This is a genomic window from Paenibacillus sp. AGC31 (genome assembly GCF_057334655.1).
Genome location: NZ_JBHFJH010000047.1, coordinates 94,755 through 117,797 on the forward strand (window position 1 = coordinate 94,755; position 23,043 = coordinate 117,797).

General features: G+C 41.9%; 18 protein-coding genes and 1 pseudogene. 5 read left to right on the forward strand and 14 right to left on the reverse strand.

Annotated features, from left to right (window positions below):
* Nucleotides 1–125: 125 nt before the first annotated feature.
* The 3 genes from ACE04G_RS28225 (at nt 126) to ACE04G_RS28235 (ending at nt 4,820) form a co-directional block, all read left to right on the forward strand.
* Nucleotides 126–1,481, forward strand: a complete 1,356-nt coding sequence (locus ACE04G_RS28225; protein ID WP_449004631.1) for a dipeptidase — start codon at nt 126–128, stop codon at nt 1,479–1,481.
* A gap of 962 nt (nt 1,482–2,443) precedes the next feature.
* On the forward strand, nt 2,444–3,079 hold the full coding sequence (locus tag ACE04G_RS28230; protein WP_339178955.1) for a TetR-like C-terminal domain-containing protein: 636 nt from the start codon (nt 2,444–2,446) through the stop codon (nt 3,077–3,079).
* Between the two features lie 154 nt (nt 3,080–3,233).
* On the forward strand, nt 3,234–4,820 hold the full coding sequence (locus tag ACE04G_RS28235; protein ID WP_339178957.1) for an oleate hydratase: 1,587 nt from the start codon (nt 3,234–3,236) through the stop codon (nt 4,818–4,820).
* Nucleotides 4,821–5,409: 589 nt separating this feature from the next.
* On the opposite strand, the gene ACE04G_RS28240 is transcribed toward ACE04G_RS28235, so the two are convergent.
* The 5 genes from ACE04G_RS28240 to ACE04G_RS28260 all read right to left on the reverse strand — a co-directional run bounded on the left by ACE04G_RS28240 (nt 5,410) and on the right by ACE04G_RS28260 (nt 13,643).
* Nucleotides 5,410–5,781 carry a hypothetical protein gene (locus tag ACE04G_RS28240; protein ID WP_221820896.1) on the reverse strand — a complete coding sequence of 124 codons (372 nt, stop codon included), beginning with the start codon at nt 5,779–5,781 and terminating at the stop codon, nt 5,410–5,412.
* A 192-nt stretch (nt 5,782–5,973) separates the two neighbouring features.
* Nucleotides 5,974–10,548, reverse strand: coding sequence for a hypothetical protein (locus ACE04G_RS28245; RefSeq protein ID WP_339305497.1), 4,575 nt, complete (start codon nt 10,546–10,548; stop codon nt 5,974–5,976).
* 287 nt (nt 10,549–10,835) lie between these two features.
* Nucleotides 10,836–12,050: an N-acetylglucosamine-6-phosphate deacetylase gene (gene nagA / locus ACE04G_RS28250; RefSeq protein ID WP_221820900.1), complete on the reverse strand. Its 1,215-nt coding sequence runs from the start codon at nt 12,048–12,050 to the stop codon at nt 10,836–10,838.
* Nucleotides 12,047–12,775, reverse strand: coding sequence for a glucosamine-6-phosphate deaminase (gene nagB / locus ACE04G_RS28255; protein WP_221820902.1), 729 nt, complete (start codon nt 12,773–12,775; stop codon nt 12,047–12,049). Before nagB ends, nagA begins: the two co-directional genes overlap by 4 nt.
* Nucleotides 12,776–12,779: 4 nt before the next feature.
* Nucleotides 12,780–13,643: a MurR/RpiR family transcriptional regulator gene (locus tag ACE04G_RS28260; protein ID WP_221820904.1), complete on the reverse strand. Its 864-nt coding sequence runs from the start codon at nt 13,641–13,643 to the stop codon at nt 12,780–12,782.
* A 229-nt stretch (nt 13,644–13,872) separates the two neighbouring features.
* Between ACE04G_RS28260 and ACE04G_RS28265 the strand changes: the two genes are divergently transcribed.
* Nucleotides 13,873–14,232 carry a hypothetical protein gene (locus ACE04G_RS28265; protein ID WP_221820906.1) on the forward strand — a complete coding sequence of 120 codons (360 nt, stop codon included), beginning with the start codon at nt 13,873–13,875 and terminating at the stop codon, nt 14,230–14,232.
* A gap of 133 nt (nt 14,233–14,365) precedes the next feature.
* On the opposite strand, the gene ACE04G_RS28270 is transcribed toward ACE04G_RS28265, so the two are convergent.
* Nucleotides 14,366–14,920 (reverse strand): DUF4303 domain-containing protein, encoded by a 555-nt coding sequence (locus ACE04G_RS28270; protein WP_221820908.1) that lies wholly within the window; start codon nt 14,918–14,920, stop codon nt 14,366–14,368.
* A 163-nt stretch (nt 14,921–15,083) separates the two neighbouring features.
* Here ACE04G_RS28270 and ACE04G_RS28275 point away from each other — a divergent pair, with 163 nt between their 5' ends.
* Entirely contained in the window at nt 15,084–15,377 is a 294-nt protein-coding gene (locus tag ACE04G_RS28275) for a hypothetical protein (protein WP_221820909.1), read from the forward strand.
* A 202-nt stretch (nt 15,378–15,579) separates the two neighbouring features.
* Here ACE04G_RS28275 and ACE04G_RS28280 read toward each other — a convergent pair.
* The 8 genes and pseudogenes from ACE04G_RS28280 to ACE04G_RS28315 all read right to left on the reverse strand — a co-directional run.
* A pseudogene (locus tag ACE04G_RS28280) lies at nt 15,580–15,672 on the reverse strand (LuxR C-terminal-related transcriptional regulator); the annotation flags it as partial.
* 57 nt (nt 15,673–15,729) lie between these two features.
* Nucleotides 15,730–17,457 carry a hypothetical protein gene (locus ACE04G_RS28285; protein WP_449004630.1) on the reverse strand — a complete coding sequence of 576 codons (1,728 nt, stop codon included), beginning with the start codon at nt 17,455–17,457 and terminating at the stop codon, nt 15,730–15,732.
* Nucleotides 17,458–17,545: 88 nt separating this feature from the next.
* The gene (locus tag ACE04G_RS28290) at nt 17,546–18,079 is read right to left on the reverse strand and encodes a hypothetical protein (RefSeq protein ID WP_221820914.1); all 534 of its coding nucleotides are present in this window, start codon (nt 18,077–18,079) and stop codon (nt 17,546–17,548) included.
* Nucleotides 18,080–18,392: 313 nt separating this feature from the next.
* On the reverse strand, nt 18,393–18,755 hold the full coding sequence (locus tag ACE04G_RS28295) for a virulence RhuM family protein (RefSeq protein WP_221820916.1): 363 nt from the start codon (nt 18,753–18,755) through the stop codon (nt 18,393–18,395).
* 147 nt (nt 18,756–18,902) lie between these two features.
* Nucleotides 18,903–19,127 carry a helix-turn-helix domain-containing protein gene (locus tag ACE04G_RS28300; RefSeq protein WP_017692532.1) on the reverse strand — a complete coding sequence of 75 codons (225 nt, stop codon included), beginning with the start codon at nt 19,125–19,127 and terminating at the stop codon, nt 18,903–18,905.
* A 247-nt stretch (nt 19,128–19,374) separates the two neighbouring features.
* The gene (locus ACE04G_RS28305; RefSeq protein ID WP_221820917.1) at nt 19,375–20,364 is read right to left on the reverse strand and encodes a YhcN/YlaJ family sporulation lipoprotein; all 990 of its coding nucleotides are present in this window, start codon (nt 20,362–20,364) and stop codon (nt 19,375–19,377) included.
* 271 nt (nt 20,365–20,635) lie between these two features.
* Nucleotides 20,636–21,652: a DUF4340 domain-containing protein gene (locus ACE04G_RS28310; RefSeq protein ID WP_449004629.1), complete on the reverse strand. Its 1,017-nt coding sequence runs from the start codon at nt 21,650–21,652 to the stop codon at nt 20,636–20,638.
* The gene (locus ACE04G_RS28315; protein WP_449004628.1) at nt 21,649–23,043 is read right to left on the reverse strand and encodes a GldG family protein; all 1,395 of its coding nucleotides are present in this window, start codon (nt 23,041–23,043) and stop codon (nt 21,649–21,651) included. The genes ACE04G_RS28310 and ACE04G_RS28315 overlap by 4 nt, the downstream gene beginning before the upstream one ends.

Sequence of the window (23,043 nt, forward strand, 5' to 3'; positions counted from 1 at the left end):
TATTATACGCACAATCCTCAGGTGAATGAAACGATCTGTAACCGATCATTTTTTTAACCAATGTTTTATTAACATGACAAAATGGATTACAATGAGATATAGCAAACATGAAGGAGGCCTTTTTAATGAAAGAACAGACTTATTTTGAACAAAATAGAGAAAAACACCTGGCAGAACTGAATGAATGGTTGTCCATTCCAAGTATCTCTGCCATTTCAGAGCATAAAGAGGATATTAATCGTGCAGCACAATGGGCAGCAGATGCGCTCACACGTGCAGGCATGGAAAACGTTGAGGTCATTCAAACGGCTGGACATCCGATTGTCTATGCAGATCACCTGCATGCACCCGGCAAACCAACGGCTCTGATCTATGGACACTATGATGTACAACCTGTTGATCCGCTTCACCTGTGGGAGACGCCTCCGTTCGAACCTACCGTTCGTGATGGCAAGCTGTATGCCCGCGGCGCGACGGATGACAAAGGACAGATCTTCCTACATATCAAGGCAGTTGAAGCCATTCTCGCTGAAAACAAGGAACTTCCAGTTAATATCAAGTTCTGTATCGAAGGTGAAGAGGAGATCTCCAGCCCGAACCTGCCCATCTATCTGAATGAACATACAGACAAGCTGCGTGCAGACATGGTACTGATCTCGGATACGTCCCTGCTTGAAAAAGGAAAACCGGCAATCTCCACTGGCCTGCGTGGCCTATGCTCACTTCACGTCGATCTGAACACAGCCAATACCGACTTGCACTCCGGTTCATTTGGTGGCGGAGTACCCAACGCACTGCATGCACTCGTATCCCTGCTCGCTTCGTTGCATGATGAGCAAGGCCGTGTAAGTGTAGATGGTTTCTATGACGGCGTACTGCCACTGTCTCCTGAGATGAGAGAAGAATTTGTAAAACAGGGCTTCAATGAGGAACAGCTTCGTCAAGACCTCGGGCTGGAGCAATTATACGGCGAAGAAGGTTACTCATTCGTGGAACGTGTTGGCGCTCGTCCAACATTGGAACTGAACGGCGTATGGGGTGGTTTCCAAGGCGAAGGCAGCAAAACGGTTATTCCAAAGGAAGCTCATGCCAAAATTACATGCCGCCTTGTCGCGGATCAAGATCCACAACATGTATTGGATCGTATCGAAGCACATCTGCGCGCTCACGTTCAACCGGGTGCAACGCTGCATGTGAAACAGATCGAGAAAGCTTTTGCTTTCAACACCGATCCTTCCAATCCAATTCTGCAAAAAGCAGCAGACGCGTATGAGCACGTGTATGGCGTTCGTGCCCTCTTTACCAAAGATGGCGGCTCCATTCCGATTGTTGAGAAGCTCTCACGTGTACTCGAAATCCCTGCTGTCATGATGGGCTTTGGCTTGCCGGATGAGAACCTCCATGCTCCGAACGAGCACTTCAACCTGGAGAACTTTGATAAAGGGTTGTTGACGATTGTTCAGTTCTTGAAGAGTTTGTAATCATCGTGTTTAAAACCAGTTCATGAGAGCGTGCTGAGTGGACGTTCCGGGGCCGAATCGTTCTTTAGATCGCTGTTATCGTCGGATTTTTTGGATTCCCCTTCTCAAAGGGTAAAATCCGACGATAAAGGCGAACGCTCCGCTTCTTCAGAATCGATTTCGTCCCCTCCACTACGTTGCAGCTTCTCGCATGACTGATTTTAAAGATTGAGCCTAACTATTGATTGGTTAGTGTAATGGGGAAAACAAAGAACGGCCTTCGGGTCGTTTTTTTGTTATTTATTTTGTTTCTTTATTCTTTGTTCTTTGGTTCTTTGGTGAAATTGTAGTTTTTTTTCATGGTCTCTTTTTATGATGGAGACGATGGAGACTTACTTTTAAATGGGTTAGTGTATTAGTGATAACAACATGGCAGCCCTATAGGACGTTTCTTGATTTTGTCTCGATCATTACGTACAGCTTGCTTTATCATGGCTGCTTCGAAGGATTGAGTCTCACTTTGATGGGTTAGTGTGATAGATTACCTTAACGATGGGCTACTGAACACTTTTTCGATTTTTTTCTCGATAACTTCGTTATCGTTGTTCCTATGACTGATTTTATAGACGGGGTCTCGGTTTTAATGGTTTAGTATATTAGAGATAACATAAGCGACCTTATAGTCCTTTTTTTTTGATTCGGTCTCCTTCACTAGGTTTCAGGCTCTTACCGTGGTTGCTTTATTGTGACTGGTTTTTGACGACGATTAATTTTTAAGGATTTGTGATAGAGACAAGACAAGCGGTGCCTTTTGAAGCTTTGGTTGAAACGATTGATATTTAGAATGCACCCTTATGGAGTATGTTGCGGATCGGGTAACGAAGATGTTGATAGCTAAAGGGGTTTTGTGGAGGGGAGGATCTTTAGGGATTCCTGCGTTTTGACTTGCTTATGTTCGGCGACTTCGGCGCGGGGCTTTTGCCATGAGTGTTTACCTGCTGTTATGCCCCAGCAAGCTAATCCAAAATGATGAGGTGAATGTTGTGTCTGCTTCTCACCTGACCAAAAATGCGTTGGCTCACTCGCTTAAATCACTGATGGAGCACACCCCGCTGAACAAGATTACAGTCAAACATCTGGTTGACCATTGCTGCGTGAACCGGCAAACCTTTTATTATCATTTTCAGGATATTTACGCACTACTTGGGTGGATCTATCAGACTGAAGCGGTGGAGAGTCTTACGGCGTACCGAAGCTACAGCACATGGACGGACGGATTCAATAAATTTTTTTGTTACATCGAGAACAACAAAACGTTCTGCTGCAACACGCTCAACTCGCTCGGGCGCACCCACTTGGATGTATACCTCTATGAAGTAACTCATGATCTGATCATGGGTGTTATTGATGAGCTGGCCTGTGGGATTAAGGTCCGCAGTGAAGACAAAGAGTTTGTCGCCAACTTCTATACCCTGGCCTTTACTGGGCTGATCATTCAGTGGATGAGAGGCGACATGCAAGAACCGCCAAAACAGATTATTGAGAAGCTCAGCGAGCTGATCGAAGGCAATGTCCTGAGGGCACTGCACAAGTATGAGAATAAGCTGCCATCTGATTAGGATGCGCGGCTTTTTTCGTATGTGATCTAAGCCTAGGTTTTAGACACCTTTCCAAAAGTGACCAAAAACTGGACACTCCCTTTCTTTTGATCATACCTTACGGGACCTGCAAGGTTTACATTAGGGATGTGATTACAGTAACTTTTGGAGGCGAATGATCGTGAAGAAAGAACATGGTAATAAACAGGTCTATTTTGTAGGCGGCGGCATTGCATCTTTGGCGGGTGCAGCTTATCTGGTCAGAGATTGTGGCTTTCCTGGAGAACACATTCACATTATCGAAGAAATGCCGATTCTCGGCGGCAGCAATGACGGAGCTGGTAATCCCGATCAAGGATATATCATCCGCGGCGGGCGGATGCTCAATGACGAGGCCTATGAGAATCTCTGGGAGTTGCTGGCTTCCATTCCTTCCATCGACCGTCCGGGCATATCTGTCCGACAGGAAATTACCGAATTTGACGAAACCAATCCCACACATTCCAATGCGCGGCTCGTCAACCGTGACGGCAAGGTCGAAGATGTGCTCTCCATGGGTTTTGATATGGCGGACAGGTTGGCGATGGGCAAACTGATTATTACTCCTGAAGACACGCTGGGGAAATTGCGAATCAACGACTGGTTTGGCCATCATTTTTTCAAAACGAACTTCTGGTATATGTGGGCGACCACCTTCGCCTTCCAACCTTGGCATAGCGCCGTGGAATTCAAAAGATACATGCTTCGCTTTTTTCACGAATTCCCGAGAATCCAAACGCTGGAAGGTGTTACCCGAACGCCTTTCAACCAATATGACTCAATCATCCTTCCATTGCATAACTACCTGGAACCGTTTGGCGTAGATTTCACGCTGAAATGTACCGTCACAGATCTGGATTTCAAAGACGGCGACGGCATTACGGTAATTCGGATGCATGTAAGACGCGACGGTACCGAGGAGATCATCGACATTCATGAAGGCGATCTGGTCATTGTCACGAACGGTTCGATGACCGAAGGTGCCGACATCGGCTCCATGACTTCCGCCCCAAAACTGAATGGCAAGGGCAGCTCATGGAAGCTGTGGGAGAACATTGCCGCCAAGAAACCGTTGCTAGGCAACCCTTCTTCTTTTAATGATCATGTGGATGAGTCCAAATGGGAATCGTTTACGGTCACCTTCCAGGATTCGGTTTTCTTTGATCTGATGGAGAAATTCACACGTAACCGGGCAGGTACCGGCGCTCTGGTTACTTTCAAGGATTCCAGCTGGTTCATGTCTGTCGTTCTGGCCTTCCAACCGCATTTCCGTGGTCAGCCTGAGCATGTCAACGTATTCTGGGGATACGGATTATACCCGGATAACGTGGGCGACTACGTGAAAAAAAGAATGTGCGATTGTACCGGGGAAGAGATTATGCAGGAGTTAATCGGCCATCTTCATTTCCAGGAACATCAAGAGGCCATCATGGCTACCGCCAACTGTATTCCATGCATGATGCCTTACATTACAGCGCAATTCATGCCAAGACTGAACAGCGATCGACCAAAGGTTGTGCCTGATGGCTCCACTAACCTGGCCTTCATTAGCCAATTCTGCGAAATTCCCGATGACGTGGTATTCACCGAAGAATATTCAGTCCGGGCAGCACGGATCGCCGTCTACACTCTTCTCGGAGAGAACCGGCCGATTGAGCCGATCAACAAGTATCAGTATGATGTTCGGACGCTGTTCAGCAGTTTTGTAACTTCGTTTAGATAACTGCTTTTAATGACGATTCAGACATAAGATGAATGAAGGAATGTTGGATGGATCTGTGGATGCGGATAGATCTTTGGAGATATCTGTAGGATTCGGTGAGTAACTTTGTGATCTTTTAGGAAGCTTTGTTATCATAATTCTATTGATTGTGCCAAACTAGTAAGATAAGAGTTAATACATGAGTTAGCTTCAGAAGCTTGCATCCCCGTTGAACGATTCCATGAGTGAATATGGTTGTTGCTGAACTGAAGAGTCGTTGTATAAAGAAAATAAAGAGAGTTCCGTCAGCGATGACAGGACTCTCTCTTTCATTTACTGTTTACTATCTAGGACTGACACATAACACACATAACCTTAATCGAGAATGCACAACAGTCGTCTAAAAAACCTCACAAGCCTTATTACTTGAAATTTCGCAGGTTTGAAAATCTAACGAATCATAGACACTTTATTTGTGCTGTAAGCATGTTTGGGTAGCAGAATATCACTAAATTGTACTAAATGCGTATCTGAGATTCGTTACATTTTGTATGACAGCAAAATCATTGGAAATAAGGCTTCACAGGTTCGTTAGCGCTACTCACGCCACTTATGTGCGGAAACTCGTAAATTTCAGCATGTGCACAAGCTTGGATAAATGCGCGATCTCCTGCTGGACTCCAGAGGTGTCCGTGCCCGCCATTGCCTGGTTCGCTCGCAGAATTCTGCGCGTGTTCAGCATACCTTCGATCAGTTTCATGACCGTGTTGCGTCCACGATGGTCCACAATCATATACTTTTTGCGTGCATCCAGCTCTACCCATACGATGTTGCTGAATGATGTGAACAGATGCCTGCGGTACTGCTCCATATCGGTCTCATTGTAATGCTCGCCATAAAAGGCATAATATCCGTGTATGTGCAACTTCTCCGCCAACACTGTGATGAACGGATCATGTTCGAGCATAGCGTTACGTTCCATGTTTCACGCCTCCGTTATGCGTGATCCGCAGATCCCGTCTTTTTGAGATCTATTTTAACATATTGTGCAAGGGGTTGTCTGTTATCAGCAGTATGTTCAGAGTCAAGTCTACACAATAATAAGCTACTTGTTCTTCTTACCAATTCTATTAAAACATACATCAATGATAATTATTTAAAATAGTTCAACGCTCTAGTGACGATCCCACTCAGCTAGAACAGATTGAGCTTGCATGGAATACAACTCCATTAAATTATCGAAAGTATCCATTGCTCGATTCTGAAGTTCTTCATCAGATAATGGATCAGTATAAATATTTAAAACTGCATACACCAAGTCTTTAATATTCATAATTCCTCTTTCCTCTTTATTTCGAACATGTTCATTCATTAACAACTTTTTAATGACGGTCAATGCCCACTCTGGATAATCAAGTGCACTCTCCCATATAATTTTACCCAATTGATATCCGATGTGAGTCACGGATTTTGATTGAACCAAGACCAAAATCAAATCACGAAGAGTTTTACTAAGATTTCGATTTTTCTTCTTAATGTCATACAAGAAAAAAGTTGCCTGACGACGTACCTCTTCGTCTTCATCATTCATAAACTTGTATAACCCATTTATAAGAAACTCATCTGGTGAATCATCTAGTACATTATAAGAAAATATCCTAGCAACCCCTCGACGGTGAGCAACATTCCCAACGATTACTTGTTTCAATAATTTTTCCATTTGTTTATTAATCAATTGACTCTCGAACAAATCATTTGAAATATAAGATAAAGCAACGAGTTCCGCTCCTCGTTGTTGGCTATCCTCATTCTCTTCAACTAGGAATCCATTCAGAAACGGAATCAAACGTTCAAACGGTTTTCCCATTGCCCAGTAAACGAATTCGTGTGTATCTGACATCTGATATAATTGAGTGTATCCATCAACAGTTTGCTCAAATAAATCTATTGTACGCTCACGATCATAACGAATCATATAGGGTAATTCTTCAATAGCACCAGCCCTTAAAGATATATCGCTACTACGAGCTGCATAATTAAGGATACCCCACTTCTCACATTCCTGATCTTTGTAAATCTTCATTAAAGCATACATTGCAGAACCTCGAACTGTATTAAGATATGCTGATGAAGGTTTTTTAATATATTCAGTTTCTGTTAATGTCTCATCATACAAATATTTGTTCATCAGTTTTATGGTTAAACTCGGCACATTTTGATTTGTGTGTTTTTGGACAGCCCATGCAATGGTGCGTTGTACATTTCTATCATTATGATCTTCAAAACGAACAATTGCTTGAAATAACAAGTTAGAGGAACTACTTGATTCTGCAAAACCATTTATGAAGGCAATTACATAGTGCTGGTCAAGATCAATTTCTATCAAATTAAATAATTCAAAAAATCGCTGAGGTTCCTCTTTCACAAACTCTTGTAGCACTGATGACAAGGACCCTGCCCCACCTTTTAACCATTCCGAGTGTCTAACCTTTCCTTGATATTTAGACATTGCTCTCATCCATTGTAGGTCAGTCATTTTCCGAGCCGACTCTCTGTTAATTGGAGAACCTATTGCTCCACTTCTCATTCGACGAGGGTTATCGTTTATAGAGTAATCAGGAAATTTCCTTCCCAGTTCCTGAAATCGTTTTTTACCTTTAGAACTAAGTTTCTCCCAAGACATAGCCTCCAGTAATCCCAATTGGCTACGATCATGAAACCGATATCCATCTCGTTTCCATTCCTTTATTATAGGCAATCTGGTTAATATAAAATTCTCTAAAGCTCGACACTCAGATTCTTTTAAATACGGAACTATAGCTATAATTAAATGTCTACTCTCAAAATCCTCATGACCAATGCTTAACCTACGAGGATCACCTAACAGAAATTGCAGTGAAAGAGCTAGATATTGACCTGGTACTTGACGCAATATATGAGCAACTAAAAACTGTATTGATTCATAAGGCATTTCGGACAAGGATTCGATTCTTTCAATAAATGCTTGAGGCGCATCATGTGCTACTTTTAATAACGCTTTTACACATACATCCTGCAGTACACTATCGAATTCGACTAAAACCCTATCATACCAATGCCTAAATAGTGAATCTGAAATGAAAGTTTCATTGAATACCGGACGATCATAGTAATCTACTTTAACCGCTTCATTAAGCCAAGGAATGAAGCTGTCTAAAAAATATAACGCCTCCTTATTCACTACAACTTGAAAAGCCTCCTCAAGTGTCGTTGAAACCAGTTTGTTCATTTCTCCCTTTAGAGAAATAAAACTGAACTCATGAGTGGAACTCTGCGCTTGCTTACGTTCGTGTCTCTTCTTTTTATAAGCTTCTAAAGCCCCAAACATAAAATTGCGAATAATCCGGCATACTGCTTTTGGATCATAATGTACAAGTTCCTCCCAACCAAAGTATGAATAATTGTTATCCAGCTCTATCTTTTTCATGATTACAGTTTCCAAAAATTTCACAGCTTCAGGACTCTTCCATACGCGAATTTGTAGGATAATATCACAAACAATCTTCTCCAAATGCTGACACTTTGTATAATAAGGATGTAGAAACTTCATGACCTCTTCTTGTCTTATGTTCACCATCGAACATAGATAATGGAAGGCTTCAATTTCTTTATCTTCTTCATTACTATCCAATAACTCCGATAGTACGTCGACCCTCCAATAATCAAACCATCCTGGGTTTCCATATGAAAATTGTAATAATTGGGAGCGTATGCTCAAATCAACAGACATTCGCTTGAGTAATCTCCATTCCTGTTCCGTTGGATTAGAAATACTTGCAAACCATCGATACAAATGATTTTTTAGATGATAGCGTAAATTATCAGTCTTCAGAAGCTCGTTAAGTTGTAAAAGGTAAGGGCGTTGGTTCTGCTGTCCTCGTAGGTACGATAACACTTGTACCAACTGAGGGCGCTGAAACAAGCCTTGAGGGGATGCTATTAAAGTGTCCACCAACGAACAACCCTGCTGATTAAAATCTCTTGCATAGCAGTAATCAAAGAAAGTTTGATGAAAAAAACTAAGTAGGTTTCCTTCGCTAAATATTATGCCTTCACTTAGCAACCAGTTGAGAGCGCCTTCCAACTCATTTGTCTCCCTCTGAGTGAAAAAAGATTTGGGCATAGTAATCTTCTGTTCACGATCCATATATTGTGCCATATGAGTTAGAACTTGTTCTCGCTCCCAAGAACGTGGTGAATCAGATTGTTGCTTCATAATAACCTGTTCCCACAATAGCTGATACAGCTCTTGAAGACTTGACAAGCCTCTATCTTGTAGTACTAATTTATCTTCTACAGTTTCATAGGCCATAAGAAAAAGATTTAAATGTAACGGGATCTTTAACAACTTTTGGGTTGAAGGCAGCAATAAAGTGTACTCTAAACCTACTTTGCCGAGAGCTACCTTGACCTCATTTTCGGAAAATTCTCCAATAGAGAATACTTTGTTATTCTCTATATTTTTCAATCTAGGATCACTCTCAAAATCGAATTTTCGACAACTAATGAGAATTCGTACGTTTGGAATCGAACGCAATCTTGAAATTAGGTCTAACGTCATATTTAATGCCTGCTGATCATGAGCAATGGACAAAGAAAGGGCATCAATTTGGTCTATCAACACAACAAATGGTTTACTGACCGATAGATTACTTACAAGCCGTTCTACACGAAAAGGGAGATCAAGCTTGGTCTGTATATCTTCCATACTTTTTACACCTGAGAGCTGCTGGTCTGCTTTAATTGCGAGAACATTTACTTCTTGATTTTGCATTTCCATAAGGATTTCTTGAAGGAGTACGCTTTTTCCAGTACCGGCCAGATCCAGAAGAACCCCGAGAGGATTCTCATCAGTTGTTTTAAGAAGCCATTCAGAAATATCTTTGTGAATCTCCCTCGAAACAGTTATACCCGTTTTCCCTAACGTGTTTTTTTGATATCTCAAAATAGAACTACATGAATAAATGGAAGAACGTAACTCTGCATGAGACACTGGTTCTGATATTAAAATATTGTTTTCTCCAAGCCAATCCTTCAGGTTTTCAGATGTGTGTGTACCGCGAATTCGAGCAACATCTCCCACTCTGTCTCGTAAGAGTGAGAACAATACAGAAGCCGTATGGTTAGACTCTGGCATCCGAAGCAATATTAAATCGGCTTCTACAACCTCTCTAGTGTAAATGCTTACATCTATACTCGAAAAGAACAGAAGTAAGAGGTCGTTGTTATTGTTTAATTCAGTTGACAGAAAGGCTCTCAAGTGGTCAAGTAATGCTACATCTGCTCCGTTAAGTCTACCTTGCCACTCCTCAAAGCTTTTGCATGAGCATGCTCGTTTAGCCAGATGCTGAGTTAAAACAATCTCATCCTTGTGTAAACCACAGTATAGAATTAATTTGTCTCTTCCTTTTGAAAAAGAACTACTATTAAATTGGGCTTCAAAATCAGTCCACATCTTACCCCAAGGGCTATCTATTTTATTACTCTTCTTTACTGACTCTTTTACTTGAATATATCTCTTTGTACCATTCGCATAGGTAATAACAATATCATCCACATGTTCAGGAGCTTCTACTCTAACTTCGACAATTTTTTTAGACGTTTTACCCCGTCTTGAATCAAGCATTTTCCCAATGTACAAAGCAGCTATTCCATTTTGATACAAAATTCCAGATTGGGTTGTTGGACCTCCCGATTCAGCGATAGCCATATAGATTTCCCCCATAAAATTTCTACTGTTTATTCCTAATACAGTCTCTACATAATTTGATTATACTATGTGGGAAACAATGCTGAAATTATAAATAGCCCATGTACGCATTCATTTATAATGAAAGTTCGTAGATAACAAACATTCATACAAAATAAAGCACCATGAGCTTTTAACATCTTAGCATGAGTACACGTCCAATGGAAAAATTTAAGCCTAACAACAAATATTATTCTAACACTAAAAAATTATCTTTTCCTTATTCCTCACATCTTAAACAAATTAGCTTACTCACTAATCCGTCTGCCCTTCACCCACACACCTTCAATATCCAGCTCCGCATTCAGCAAAATAATATCTGCCTGCTTTCCTTGAGCCAGGGAACCTGTCCGGTGATCAATACCCAGCAGTCGTGCCGGGGTCAGACTTGCTGCGCGTGATGCAGCGTTCAGACTCAAGCCCACTTCCTGCACCAGGTAACGGAAACCGCGAATCATCGTCAGTGTACTTCCCGCCAGTGCGCCGCCGTCCTTCAGTCTGGCTTCGCCATGCTTGACGATGACGGGTAGATCGCCGATTTTGTACTCCCCATTATCCAATCCCGCAGCAGACATGGCATCTGTGATCAACACGAGCTGATGGTCATGTTGCTTCAACTGAGCGAGGATCGAGATCGCCGCAGGGTGTACGTGAATACCATCGGCAATCACCTCGGCACTGATGCGTGGATCACTCAGCACGGCTCCCGTAGCCCCGGGTAACCGGTGATGCAGCGGTGTCATGGCATTGAACGTATGTACCGCATGATGCAGTCCGGCTTCCACTGCCCGCTCCACTTCTTCATAGGTCGCATCGGTGTGGCCGAGTGCCGCTGTAATCCGCTGTTCCCGCAGCCATGAGATGACTTCCAGTGCTCCCTCACGTTCCGGTGCCAACGTAACTTGACGGATTAGGCCCGGATATTGCTTTTCCCATGCTTCAAGCCAGGATACATCAGGCAGCATGATATGTTCCGGATTTTGCGCACCAGGCCATTTCGGACTGAAAAAGGGACCTTCCAGGTGCACACCCTCAAGCTGTGCATATGGCATGTCAACAGAACGGTAGCGGTTAACCTCAGCAAGTACGTTATCCAGTCTCTCTTTCGGAGCCGTCATCGAAGTCGCAAGCATCGCTGTCGTGCCCTGCGTACTATGAAAAGATGTGATCTTGTCCAGCACCTCCGGGCTTGCATCCATAAAGTCTTCTCCGTTCCCACCATGCACATGGATATCGATGAATCCAGGCACAATGAGGCCGCGTTCCGGTACAGGTATAGACACTGCCTCTCTCCGAATCTGTTCGGGCAGACCTTCTGGTACTCCAGCATAGAGGATTTTGCCATCCCTCCAGGCTAATAAACCGTCTTCCAATATCTCATCTGCAAGGAGCAGTCTGCCTCGGAGAAGCGAAATATTTTCATCATGCTGGCTCACAGGTTCACGGCTATTCGTTCCGATCATCTCACCAGCCTCCCAGCGGCACGATCCAGCAATACCACCACATTCGGATGACATTGCAAAAGTGATGCAGGACAGGCCGTTGTGATTGGACCCATAAACGCCTCGCGAATAATCTCGGCTTTTTCCTCGCCACGGGCAATGAGCAGAATCTGTTTGGCTTTCAAAATGGTACCGACGCCCATCGTGATCGCCTGAGCCGGAACCTCATCGATGCTATCGAAGAAACGTGCATTTGCTTTTCGCGTTTCTTCTTTCAGGTCCACAACATGTGTGCGTCCAGTTAATTCAGTTCCCGGTTCATTGAAACCAATATGACCATTATGTCCAATGCCCAATAGTTGTAAGTCTACCGGTCCACGATCGTCCAGCCGCTGTTCATAGGATTTACATTCCTGTTCCAGATCGGCAGCCTGACCATCAGGCACATGCGTTCTGGCCAGATCCATATCAATATGATGGAATAATTGTTCGTTCATAAAACTGCGGTAACTTTCGCGATGCTCTGTTGGAAGCCCTACATACTCATCCAGATTGAATGAAGAAGCCTGCGAGAAGCTGACCAGTCCCTTTTGATACAACGTTATAAGCTGTTTATATATGCCTACAGGCGAACTTCCCGTTGCAAGTCCGAGGACTGCACGTGGTTTGGTCTGCAATAAACTGGCGATGACTCCTGCACCCGTGGCATTCAAATCTTCTTCATTTTCAAAAATACGTATATTCATCTGTTTAAGCACCTCCGTTGTGTTGTACGCGATAGGACTGCACGTTGTGATAGGATTGTTCCAATCTGGGGATAAAACGGTCGAAGTCGGCACTTACCATGCCTGTGAACAAAATATCGACTACATGCAGCAGTGCAATGCGTGAAGCCATATCTCCACGTCTCATGCCTTCCTCCAGAGAAGAGGTGAACAGTGGAATGTCGGATTCCGTTGCGAGCGTGTTACTGCCATAGGAAGTCAGTGAAATCGTAGAAGCTCCGGCCTGTTTGGCACAATGCAGAGCATCGATGGTTTCGGGTGTTTCGCCTGAATAGGATACGGCCATCGCCACATCTCCCTCGGCGAGCGAAGATGCGGATGTAATCTGCATATGGGAGTCTGAGAAAGCAGTACAATTTTTTCCAATCCGCACCAATTTCTGATAGAAATCCTGTGTAACAATCGACGAGGTAGCCACACCGTACAGATCAATGCGGCGAGCCTGGCACAATAATTGCACTGCGTGCTCCAATCTGCCCAGATCCAGCAAACGGGTCGTATCTGCAATAGACGCGAGGTGATTGGCTTCAATAGCTTCGACAATTTTGGAGAGCGGGTTGCCCGCGACAATATCCTGATACGCCGTTTCCTCTGAAGCGTGGGACAATTCTGCCGCGAGCTTCATTTTGAAATCGGGAAAACCTTTGAAATGAAACGACTTGCAAAAGCGGGTAACCGTCGCCGCACTCGTTCCACTCTGCTCTGCCAGATGACTAATCGTCCAGCCGGGAATATCCGATGGAGATTGCATAATGACTTCCGCAATACGGCGCTCCTGAGACGGAAGATTATTCAGTTCTTGCTGCAACGCACGTAATATAGCTGCCATAAGGACCTCACTTGCATGAAAATTATTTTTATTTATTTTAAATAAATCAAGAAAATTATTTTTATATCTTCATTTTAATGAAGACGATCCTGCAAATCAAGAGGAATTTCACACGACTTTTTGCAATTATGCTGAACGTGTATAGACACTCAACCTGCTTGATACATATAGTGGGTATCCTTTATATTAAGAATCGAGATATGATCGTGTTCAAAGAAGGAGCCATTCGATGAATCGAAGACAACGGGAAAAGCTTATTCCTTCCATCTGGATTATTGCTACCAAACAAACAGAAGCACATGCTTATTATGCCCTCTATGCCATCGACTGGAAACGCGGAGGTAGGCTCAGTTGGGAAGGCTGGAATCAGCTCGAAGATCTGCTGCAATTTCATATTCCAATCAAACGAAAAGCTGGAGGACGGAAATCTTCTTCCACGCCTGCCGCCAAAATAGCGAAAAGAGCGCTCCATCTCCATCTGAATGAAGCACAGTTCGAGGAATTGGAGCAGCTCTTTTATCAGCCATTTTCGAAAAAAAGATGGAGGACGTTCCTTCAAATGCATAGGAATCCACAAGTGATAAAGTGATAGGAATTCGTTATTTCATTTTTTCACGCTAAAAAAAGCCTCTTCTCTTCTTTGGATAAAGAAAAGGAACGACTTCCGCGGTATTAAAATTCAATTCGTTTTCATTCAATTTGCAATTAACTCAAATCTCAACTCAAGTTAACTCGTTCTTATTCATGTCATCATATCGTGTTAAAAACTTGCTGGCCAAGCTGGGAACAGTCATTTGATGAACCGATTGATTTTCGATCTCCTCCGCCAGATCGTCATCTGTGAGAGAAACGAAGAACGTAATGTCTGCTTTGGATAGTCCATACCGGGCAAAAACGTCATCTGTTGTCTCATTCACAACTTTGGCGATGATTCGAATGATCTCATCTTTATACTCCCGGACCTCTTCTGTTGCATACAACAATCGGCTGATGTGGTTAAAGTGTGTATCCTCGCCATATTGATATTCGGAGCAGCCCCATCTGTAATAGATCTCATCCTCCTCACTATCACACAGTCCTTGCTCTTTCATATTCGAAATATGCCTCGCCAGGGATTCTTCTGTATTTACCGCCATAAACAGCGTTACCCAATCACTGTCCGTTCCAAATGCACAAGCATATACTTTTTCATGCTGAACCTTAGTCAGCGTTTGTTCCAAATCGGGGAGAAATCCTGCTCTAAAGTGTTCTTCGAATTCATTTAAGAAACGGTCCATTCAGTTCGTCCTTTCATTATTAATGCAGATTTAATTGGTTGGTACTATGTAGTCTCTCAATAACTATAAGGTACCACATAATTACAATTAATGCGCTTACTTCCTACATTCTTAAACAACTATGCTATAATAAAAATACGACTATCCAAGCGAGGTGATGCCGATGAAATGGGAAGAGATTACTGAATTACACCCAGATCGTTTTGTACTTGTGGAAGCAATCAAGGCAAGCTCCAGCAACCATGTACGTCAACTAGAGGATATCGCTGTAATTCAAAATTATGATAATCCTCAAGAAGCCTGGAGCGGTTATAAAGAATTGCACAAGCTCCATCCGACACGCGAGTTATACGTATTTCATACGAGCAGAAACGATGTTGAGGTAGTAGAGGAATTTTTCTCAGGAGCCCCATGCAAAATTGACTTTGAATTAATGAATGTTCAATTCTCAACATAAGCCATGTCATGATAACCTTTGGATGGTTGTCATTACGTGGCTTATTTTTGTACAAGATGGTTAGGTGACTCAATCCCGTAACAGCAGATCATTTGATGTAATAAACTATAAATCAACAACAAAAAAGCCTTGCCCCATTCTTCATGACAAAGAATAGAGAAAGGCTTTCATGCTGTTACTTCATCCTAACTGCAATTCGCAACTAAATCTTCAGTTCTCCAAGCTTAATCAGCTCGACAACTGCCTGCGAACGACCCTTAACATTGAGTTTCTGCATCACATTGGAGATGTGGTTTGAAGTACGTCGGTTTTATACTTATTGTACTTCAGTGTTCATCATATCAATCAGTCCTTAGCTTCCTAAACGTACTTTATTTGTTTCAATTTCAGTGATTACATTGTTCATGTTTAGTTTGTCTTTAATTAAATCCTTTACAGATTCAATGATACAGTTTAATAAGGCTGATGCGTGTTCTAGATCAAACTGTTTATTTTTAAAATACGTATAATATATTGTACCTTGTTCAGAAAACTTAATCGTTTCTTTACAAGCATTTTCATAATAGATTCTAGGTATTCGTTTTTTCGTAACCCCACTGCTCCAAAAATTATAAGCATCCCACTTAGACAATAACCCCAAAGTATCATAAAACACATTCTTTAGTATAAACAAATATTCAGATAGATTAATATCTGATAAATTATTTCTATTCTCCCGAACCTCTGTGATTGCATCTTCAATCAAGTTAGCAGCTTCGTAAGTCACAATATTACAAATGTATTCGTTCTCTATCCAATCCGAGGAATTCGAGTAAAAAAACAAGTTCTCAATATGACTAGTTATTTTACCGCTTTGAGGCTTTGGTGTTAAGTGACCCCCTGCTCCTAACACAGCGTTATGACATCTTTCACCATATTTTTTGAAGAGATTTAAATCTCTACCTAAAACAACTGAATCAATTAATGTTTTCTTATAATCAGGGTTTTTACTTTGTTCAATAATATATTTAATTGATTCTTCCTCTTTACTTTTCAAGTCAAGCACTTTGTTAAAAAGCATAAAAATAATATCATCGTATTTATCATTATTATTTTTATCTTCCTCAACTGTAAGCTCATTATCTTCTCTAATAGGTATTTCAGGCAAAATTGTACCTATGTTTTCACGTAATCTTATATTAAACGGAGTTTCACCTTCAAGAACATTCTTAGAATTTAACTGTTCCAAAATTGTTTGAAATTTACTTGAGAATGATTTATGTTGACTCGGGTTAATACAATTTTCAACTGTCGCACTTTTTGCACCTACATGTGTTGCGGTCCGGATACAAATTTCAAATGATTTACCAAACATAGGTCCTATTTCTTTAAAAACTTGCTCAAATAAGTGATCTGTCATACCCTTTTCATTAAACATCAAAATATTAATATCAGGTATGTAATCTTCTGTAAATGTTCGTTTTAGCTTATCGGTATTATCAAATACCCCTCTTGTATCTATTAAAATCAAATAATCCAAATTATATTTAGCTAGGACCTTCTTAATTTTATCAGAACCATCTAGTTCAATATATAAATCAAATAGATCATTATAACTTAGATCACTCTCAAATTTATTACAAATATCTATGAGTATATCTGTATTTGTTTTTCCAACTGATTCTTCTAAATTAGAAATTATATCTTTCTTAACTTCTATTTGAAATCTACTTACCCACTCTTTTAAATCACTAATTTTATCCATTTCCTGATTAAAAGAGTAAATACCATCAAAACCAATTGTTGCAGCAATCGATTTAAAATGGTTTTGAAACTCAATAAAATTGAAAATATATTTTATTTCTCCATCAATTTCTTTCTTTTTCAAAAAAGTGGATAAAAAGTCTTTTTCTTTCAATGAATAACTGTTTCCTTGATGTGCGTTTATTCGATATATAATATTTGTTTTTGTTTTCCCAATTTTGTTACCATGATGGATGTAATTTGCAAGTTCTTCACTAGCAATACATGCACTTATTAATCGCGATTTCCCAATTGTCGATGGTCCCATAAATCCAATGTTATAATGATTTTTCTCCACACTCAATTTCTCCTCTATCCATATATTTTCAATATAAACCACCTGAATAGAATAAGAATAATTCTACTAAGTAACGTCCATTCTTTTTCTAAGCAGATTCTCTAGAAAATAGTTTGTCGATATTTTTAACTCTAACCTTAAAGGAAGTATCTTGTCCATTTGATTTATCATCCCTTGCAGTACCATAAACACTAAAATCCCATTCACCCTTTACATACTTAATTTTTATGCTTTGCGTTTTATACTTGCGTTCCCTATGAATATCTATACACCGTAATGCAATATCTGCGGGAATAACTGCTATTTTACTGTTTTTCAACTCAGATTGCCCGCATACAAAGGCAAAGTACAGCTGCTTATTTGTAACATAAAGTGTTCTCAATTCATCTATTTGAGCATCTGTGAATGGAAAATTCCATATGGAACTGTTTTTCATATCACTTTTACTTGCTGGATTTTCACTACTTTTAACATACACACGAAAGTCACCCTTATCAGTGGTAAAATCATATACTTTTCTGTTTAATGCTGCTCGGTCTTCAAATAATGCTGGTACGATACCATTGTTAAGAAGATATGAGAGAAAAGCACCACAATAGAAATCTTCTTGAGTTAGTTTCATTTTAATTTTACCTCCTGTAGAAATTTTTGTATAAATGATGCTTTCGACATTTTCTCTTAATTTTCCTCCATTTTCAATCTCAAGTTGTTACTTGCACATGTTTAAGAGCTAAGATTAAGTAAAGAAGTTTCTTATTTTTAGACTTCCATAAGAAAATAACTCTTGGCTTGGTTCATTTGGTCAACTGTTATTTTTATTTATTATTTTTATGCACAGTAAAAAGCTTGATCATTGCTAATGAAATAGAAACTAATTGGCATCTGTGCATTAAAGCGATAAACCAAACTTTCTGTATCGTACTATAAGTTATTCATCATGCTCTTTGCTTGTTGTTTCCAACTCCTGCAACGACAACCCAAATGTAACGGTATTCTCTGCCTTCACGGTCTGTCTTCTTACTTTTCAATAACTCCAGATTGTAGTGCTTGACTTTACGTTTAATTTCTCTTGAGCCTTCAGTTTGAACTTGTAAGTATTCCTTACAAGTTGATTCAGATGCTAGCTCACTTTCCTGATAAATGTTTCTGATATGAAGAGTGATATTCTGAGGGGTTGTCTGGAACAACTCAGCAATAGCTTTCTGACTCATCCATACCGTTCCATTCTCCAGCTTAACGTCAATTTTGGTATTCCCATCCTGAGTTTGATACATTAAGATATCTGTAAGATTATCCATTTTATCATATCTCGATCCTTCTCCTTAGTCTTTCCAGGCTTATCAAATGCCATATAAACCACAGCAAAAAAGCCTTGCCCCATTCTTTATCACAAAGAATAGAGAAAGGCTTTCATGCTGCTACTTAATCCTAACTGTAATTCGCAACTAAATCTTCAGTTCTCCAAGCTTAATCAGCTCGACAACTGCCTGCGAACGACCCTTAACATTGAGTTTCTGCATCACATTCGAAATATGGTTACGCACCGTTTTCTCGCTGATGAATAACTGCCCTGCGATGTCACGCGTTGTTTTGTCTTGAACCAGTAATTCGAATACTTCGCGTTCACGGTGGGTCAACAAAAATTTGCTTTTATGATCGATACCCTTCAATGTTCACCCCTCCTTGCTCGGGTTGTGTTGGTGTAACAAGGTTAAGGGGATACAGTCAACTCATCTTATGTCAGGTCAAGGGCGTTGGTTCAGTTTTATAAGAAAAATGGGCAGGATATTATGTGATTCATTGTCCAAATAGAACTTGTGCAGTTGTATATGTAATAGATCATGTAAAACAAACACGCCTTTGCAGCTGGTGTTGCCACCCGCGCAAAGGCACATTGGTTCATTTGTTGATTCTAAACTACCGATTCATTCGGTTCATCATGCCATCGTTATTATTACGGTTCATCAGGCCATCGTCAAGGATTCCATCACGGTGATTCGTATCTGTTCCGTTCGTTGGGAAAATGCGCTCCACCATCGATTGGAACGTGTCGATCATGCCACTAACCGGCTTACCGTTACGAATATCTGTGGCATAGTTCTCGACATGCTCCACAAACTCCGGATTGGCTGATACATATACATTCTCGATGTTTGGTGCAAACTGCTTGATTTTGGCTGAAATCTTACCCTTTATCTCAGCTGATGTGTTATCGTCCGTGCTATCTACACGTTGTCCTTCACTTTTCATACCATAATGCCCATCGTCCGTCCCACGTGCTTTGCCGCTATTTGTCAGACCACGCATCATGCCAATCGTGCCTGTGCCCATGGTTCCATAAATGCTACGGTCATTCCCCATATGGCTGCGATCCGTTGCTGAATTTGTGTTCAATCCTGGAGCAATTCCGCTAGTGCTGTACGGAGACATTGTGCCCGTACCGCCATTCACACGCATACCACCCATATCGTGATTCATGTTGCCCCCACGCATGGTATCACTGGCATGATTACGCATCGTTCCATTCAGCATGCTCGTACGACCATTGGACTTGCTTTCCAACTTACCTGCATGACCATCTGCCAAACGAACCGCCACATAAGCATTACGATCCGTTAACATGACACGGGCGGATTTAACTTCCTTCATCTCCGTGATGCGTTTTGCCAGTTCTTCACTGGATTTCAGGTCAGTGACATTATGCATGCGATAACTTTTCGCACGGATGCCATCCATGCCATTTGTTTCCACACCATAACGGTTAATCCCGTTGGCTTGCTGACGAACACTTTGCGTATGCATATTGTTGGTATCCCGATTCGTGCCACAACCTGTCAAACCGGCCATTACAAAGATTGCAGTAGATAATGATAACGTAATAGCTGTTGCCTTTTTGACTGCTGGCATGTACTCATCCTCCAATGTTTGTTGGTTTTGGTCACAAAGATAGGATGCGCTTCTGTACGTACCGATATGCTGAAAGGATATGGTACCTTACCCTGTAAATTTGGGTTTTCTTGTTTTGTTCTTGGGCTTGCTTATTGATCTTTGGTTTTGATCAGTGGACCGAGTTTCTTCGCTATTTAAAATAAAAAAAAACAGTGCTGCTTGTTCACAGCACTGCCTCGAAATAATATTTGCATCTCAACACAATAATATCACTTATCTTGCGCGCCGCTCATTTCCCGTCTGTTGATGAGGAAGTCGTTTCGTCATTTGCAGAACTCGATGACTCTTCCGAAGAAGTTGTGGATGCTTTAATTGTATCCGGCAATTTCTCTGTTTCCGTTAAACTGGTTGCATCCATGCTATATGCCCATTGACCATCCGGGGTAATGACCCAGATCTGATCCGGTTCGGATGGCACCGTAATTCCTCGATACACATCTCGAACTTGTTGCCCATTGACCGTCTGTTCAACAGACAGGGTGAATCGGGGAACGGAATTCTTCAGCTCGGACGCTTTACGAACATCATCTGCTGTCGACAGGTTTTTGATTTTGCCGATAAGAGATATGGCATCTGTGGCTTCAATCGTTTTTCCATTCAATGTCCAAGTCTGCTCTGCCGCATCGTTCTTCGATGTCGATGTTAACATCCAGGTAGCTGCTTCACCTTCCCACTCCAGAGACCCAACATTTGTCTCATCCATGTTAAAAGGTGTAGTGTCCAACAAATCACGACGAGACAAAGCTATGCTGGTAATCGCCTCTGTTTGCACAGCAACCACAGGACCCGAATCCACACGCACATAACGTGCATCATCTGCTGGAAGCTGGCCGCCAATAGCCAGTTTGATCTCCCGATTATCTTTGAGTTTGATATCCATACGTGTAGCATCTGTTCCCAATCCGTACTTATCCAGATCCGTCGGCGCTTCTTCCACTACCAGTTCCTGATTCGCACCACTCAGAGCATCCAGCCAACTGCTAACACTGTAACCGTTCAGGGGATAGGCTTTTGGCTCAACCATCTGCCATACACCATTTTCAAGCGTCAGGGTTGAAGATGCTGCTGTACCGGATGTCTCCTCCGTTGTGTCATGAATTGTAATAGATTGGATATCCCCGGATTGAATACCGAGCAATTTGGCTTGCACCGCTTCTTCTTCTCGAAAATAATTTTGACTGGCTGCGTACACCCAGCCCACAATCAGTACGATGACCACCAGAATCGTTGGGACCCATTTTCTCATACGCGTCTGCGCCTCCACCATAAGAGTACACCAATGATAACAAAGAGAAGTGGGAATGCTACTATAGCCACGAAGAAAATCGTTCTGGCCTGTTCGCCATTCAGGTATGCCATCTCATACCCGGCTTGTACCCGTGGGCGAATCGTCAATCCATTTTCTTTCTCACTCAGATAGTTTACCGTATTCAAAATAAAGTCCCGATTGCCGCCATTTGCAATTTCCGAATCCTGCATGAAAATGGACGAGCCCAGAATAACAGCCTTCGGTTTGCCATCCTTCGTATCGGCTGCATACCCTAGTTCCACTGGACCCTGAATGTCCTCTTCGACATCATTGGTTGTTTCATTCTGCAGTAAACCGCCGATGTTCGTCTCCCCATAACTGTCATTCGAAGAATGCATTAACGGTGAAAGGGTATATTTATCCTGTTCTTTGCTGGTCAACGCAATCGACAACGACAACATCGGATACAATTGGCTCGCAGCGAGTTTGTCCGTAATTGCATGTGTACCATACTCCGGCACCACCCAGAGTGGCCCCATCGTACTGGCTTGCTGATTATCCACCATGACCGCATGCTCATCAACGACGCCATAATCAGCCATGAGGGCATCGATGTTTTTCCAACTGGATTTCATATCTTCTACAAATCCGAGGGATAATAAAAGCTTGCCTCCATTACTAAGATATGTGCGAATGGCTTTCATTTCCGTATCACTGAGGTCGCGTTGTGGGCCAATAATGGCGAGCACATCTGCATCTTCCGGAACCTTCCCTGCTTGATTCAGCTGCAACTCTTCTGTCTGCACATTATTTTGTTCCAAGGAGGATTGCAGCGTAGTCATCTGATCGAGACTCAGCTCTTCATGTCCAGTCAAAAACACCATTTTGTGCATCTCCGTGGATGACATATTCATGAGCGCCTGCGTAAGCTTTTCCTCACCTGTGAACTGGTATGATCCGTCACTGCCGTCACCTGTCGCGGTGAACAAACTGGCGATATCAATCACTTTGTGTTGATCTCCCTGCTCCAGCACAATGGAGCTGCCTGTTATGCCGTATTTGGATGCAAGCGCAGGTTCCTGCGTCAGATTATACTGTTTTATTTTCAACTTGCTATTGCGTTTCGTATATTCCTCGACCATATCCGTGACCTCACGGTTCAGGACGGTGTTGTTAGCATTTTCGACGGTTAACACCAGAATGTTGACGTCATCCTTCACATTTTTGATCGCAGTAAGGGACTGGTCAGATAACGTGTATTGTTTGTTCGAGGTCAGATCCAGCTGGAAGCCGCCAAGTGAATTCAGGAACAGTGTTAGCAAAATAAAGATGCCAATCACCGCTACGGACAGCACGGTACTGTTGGTATGACTTAACCATTTTTTCAT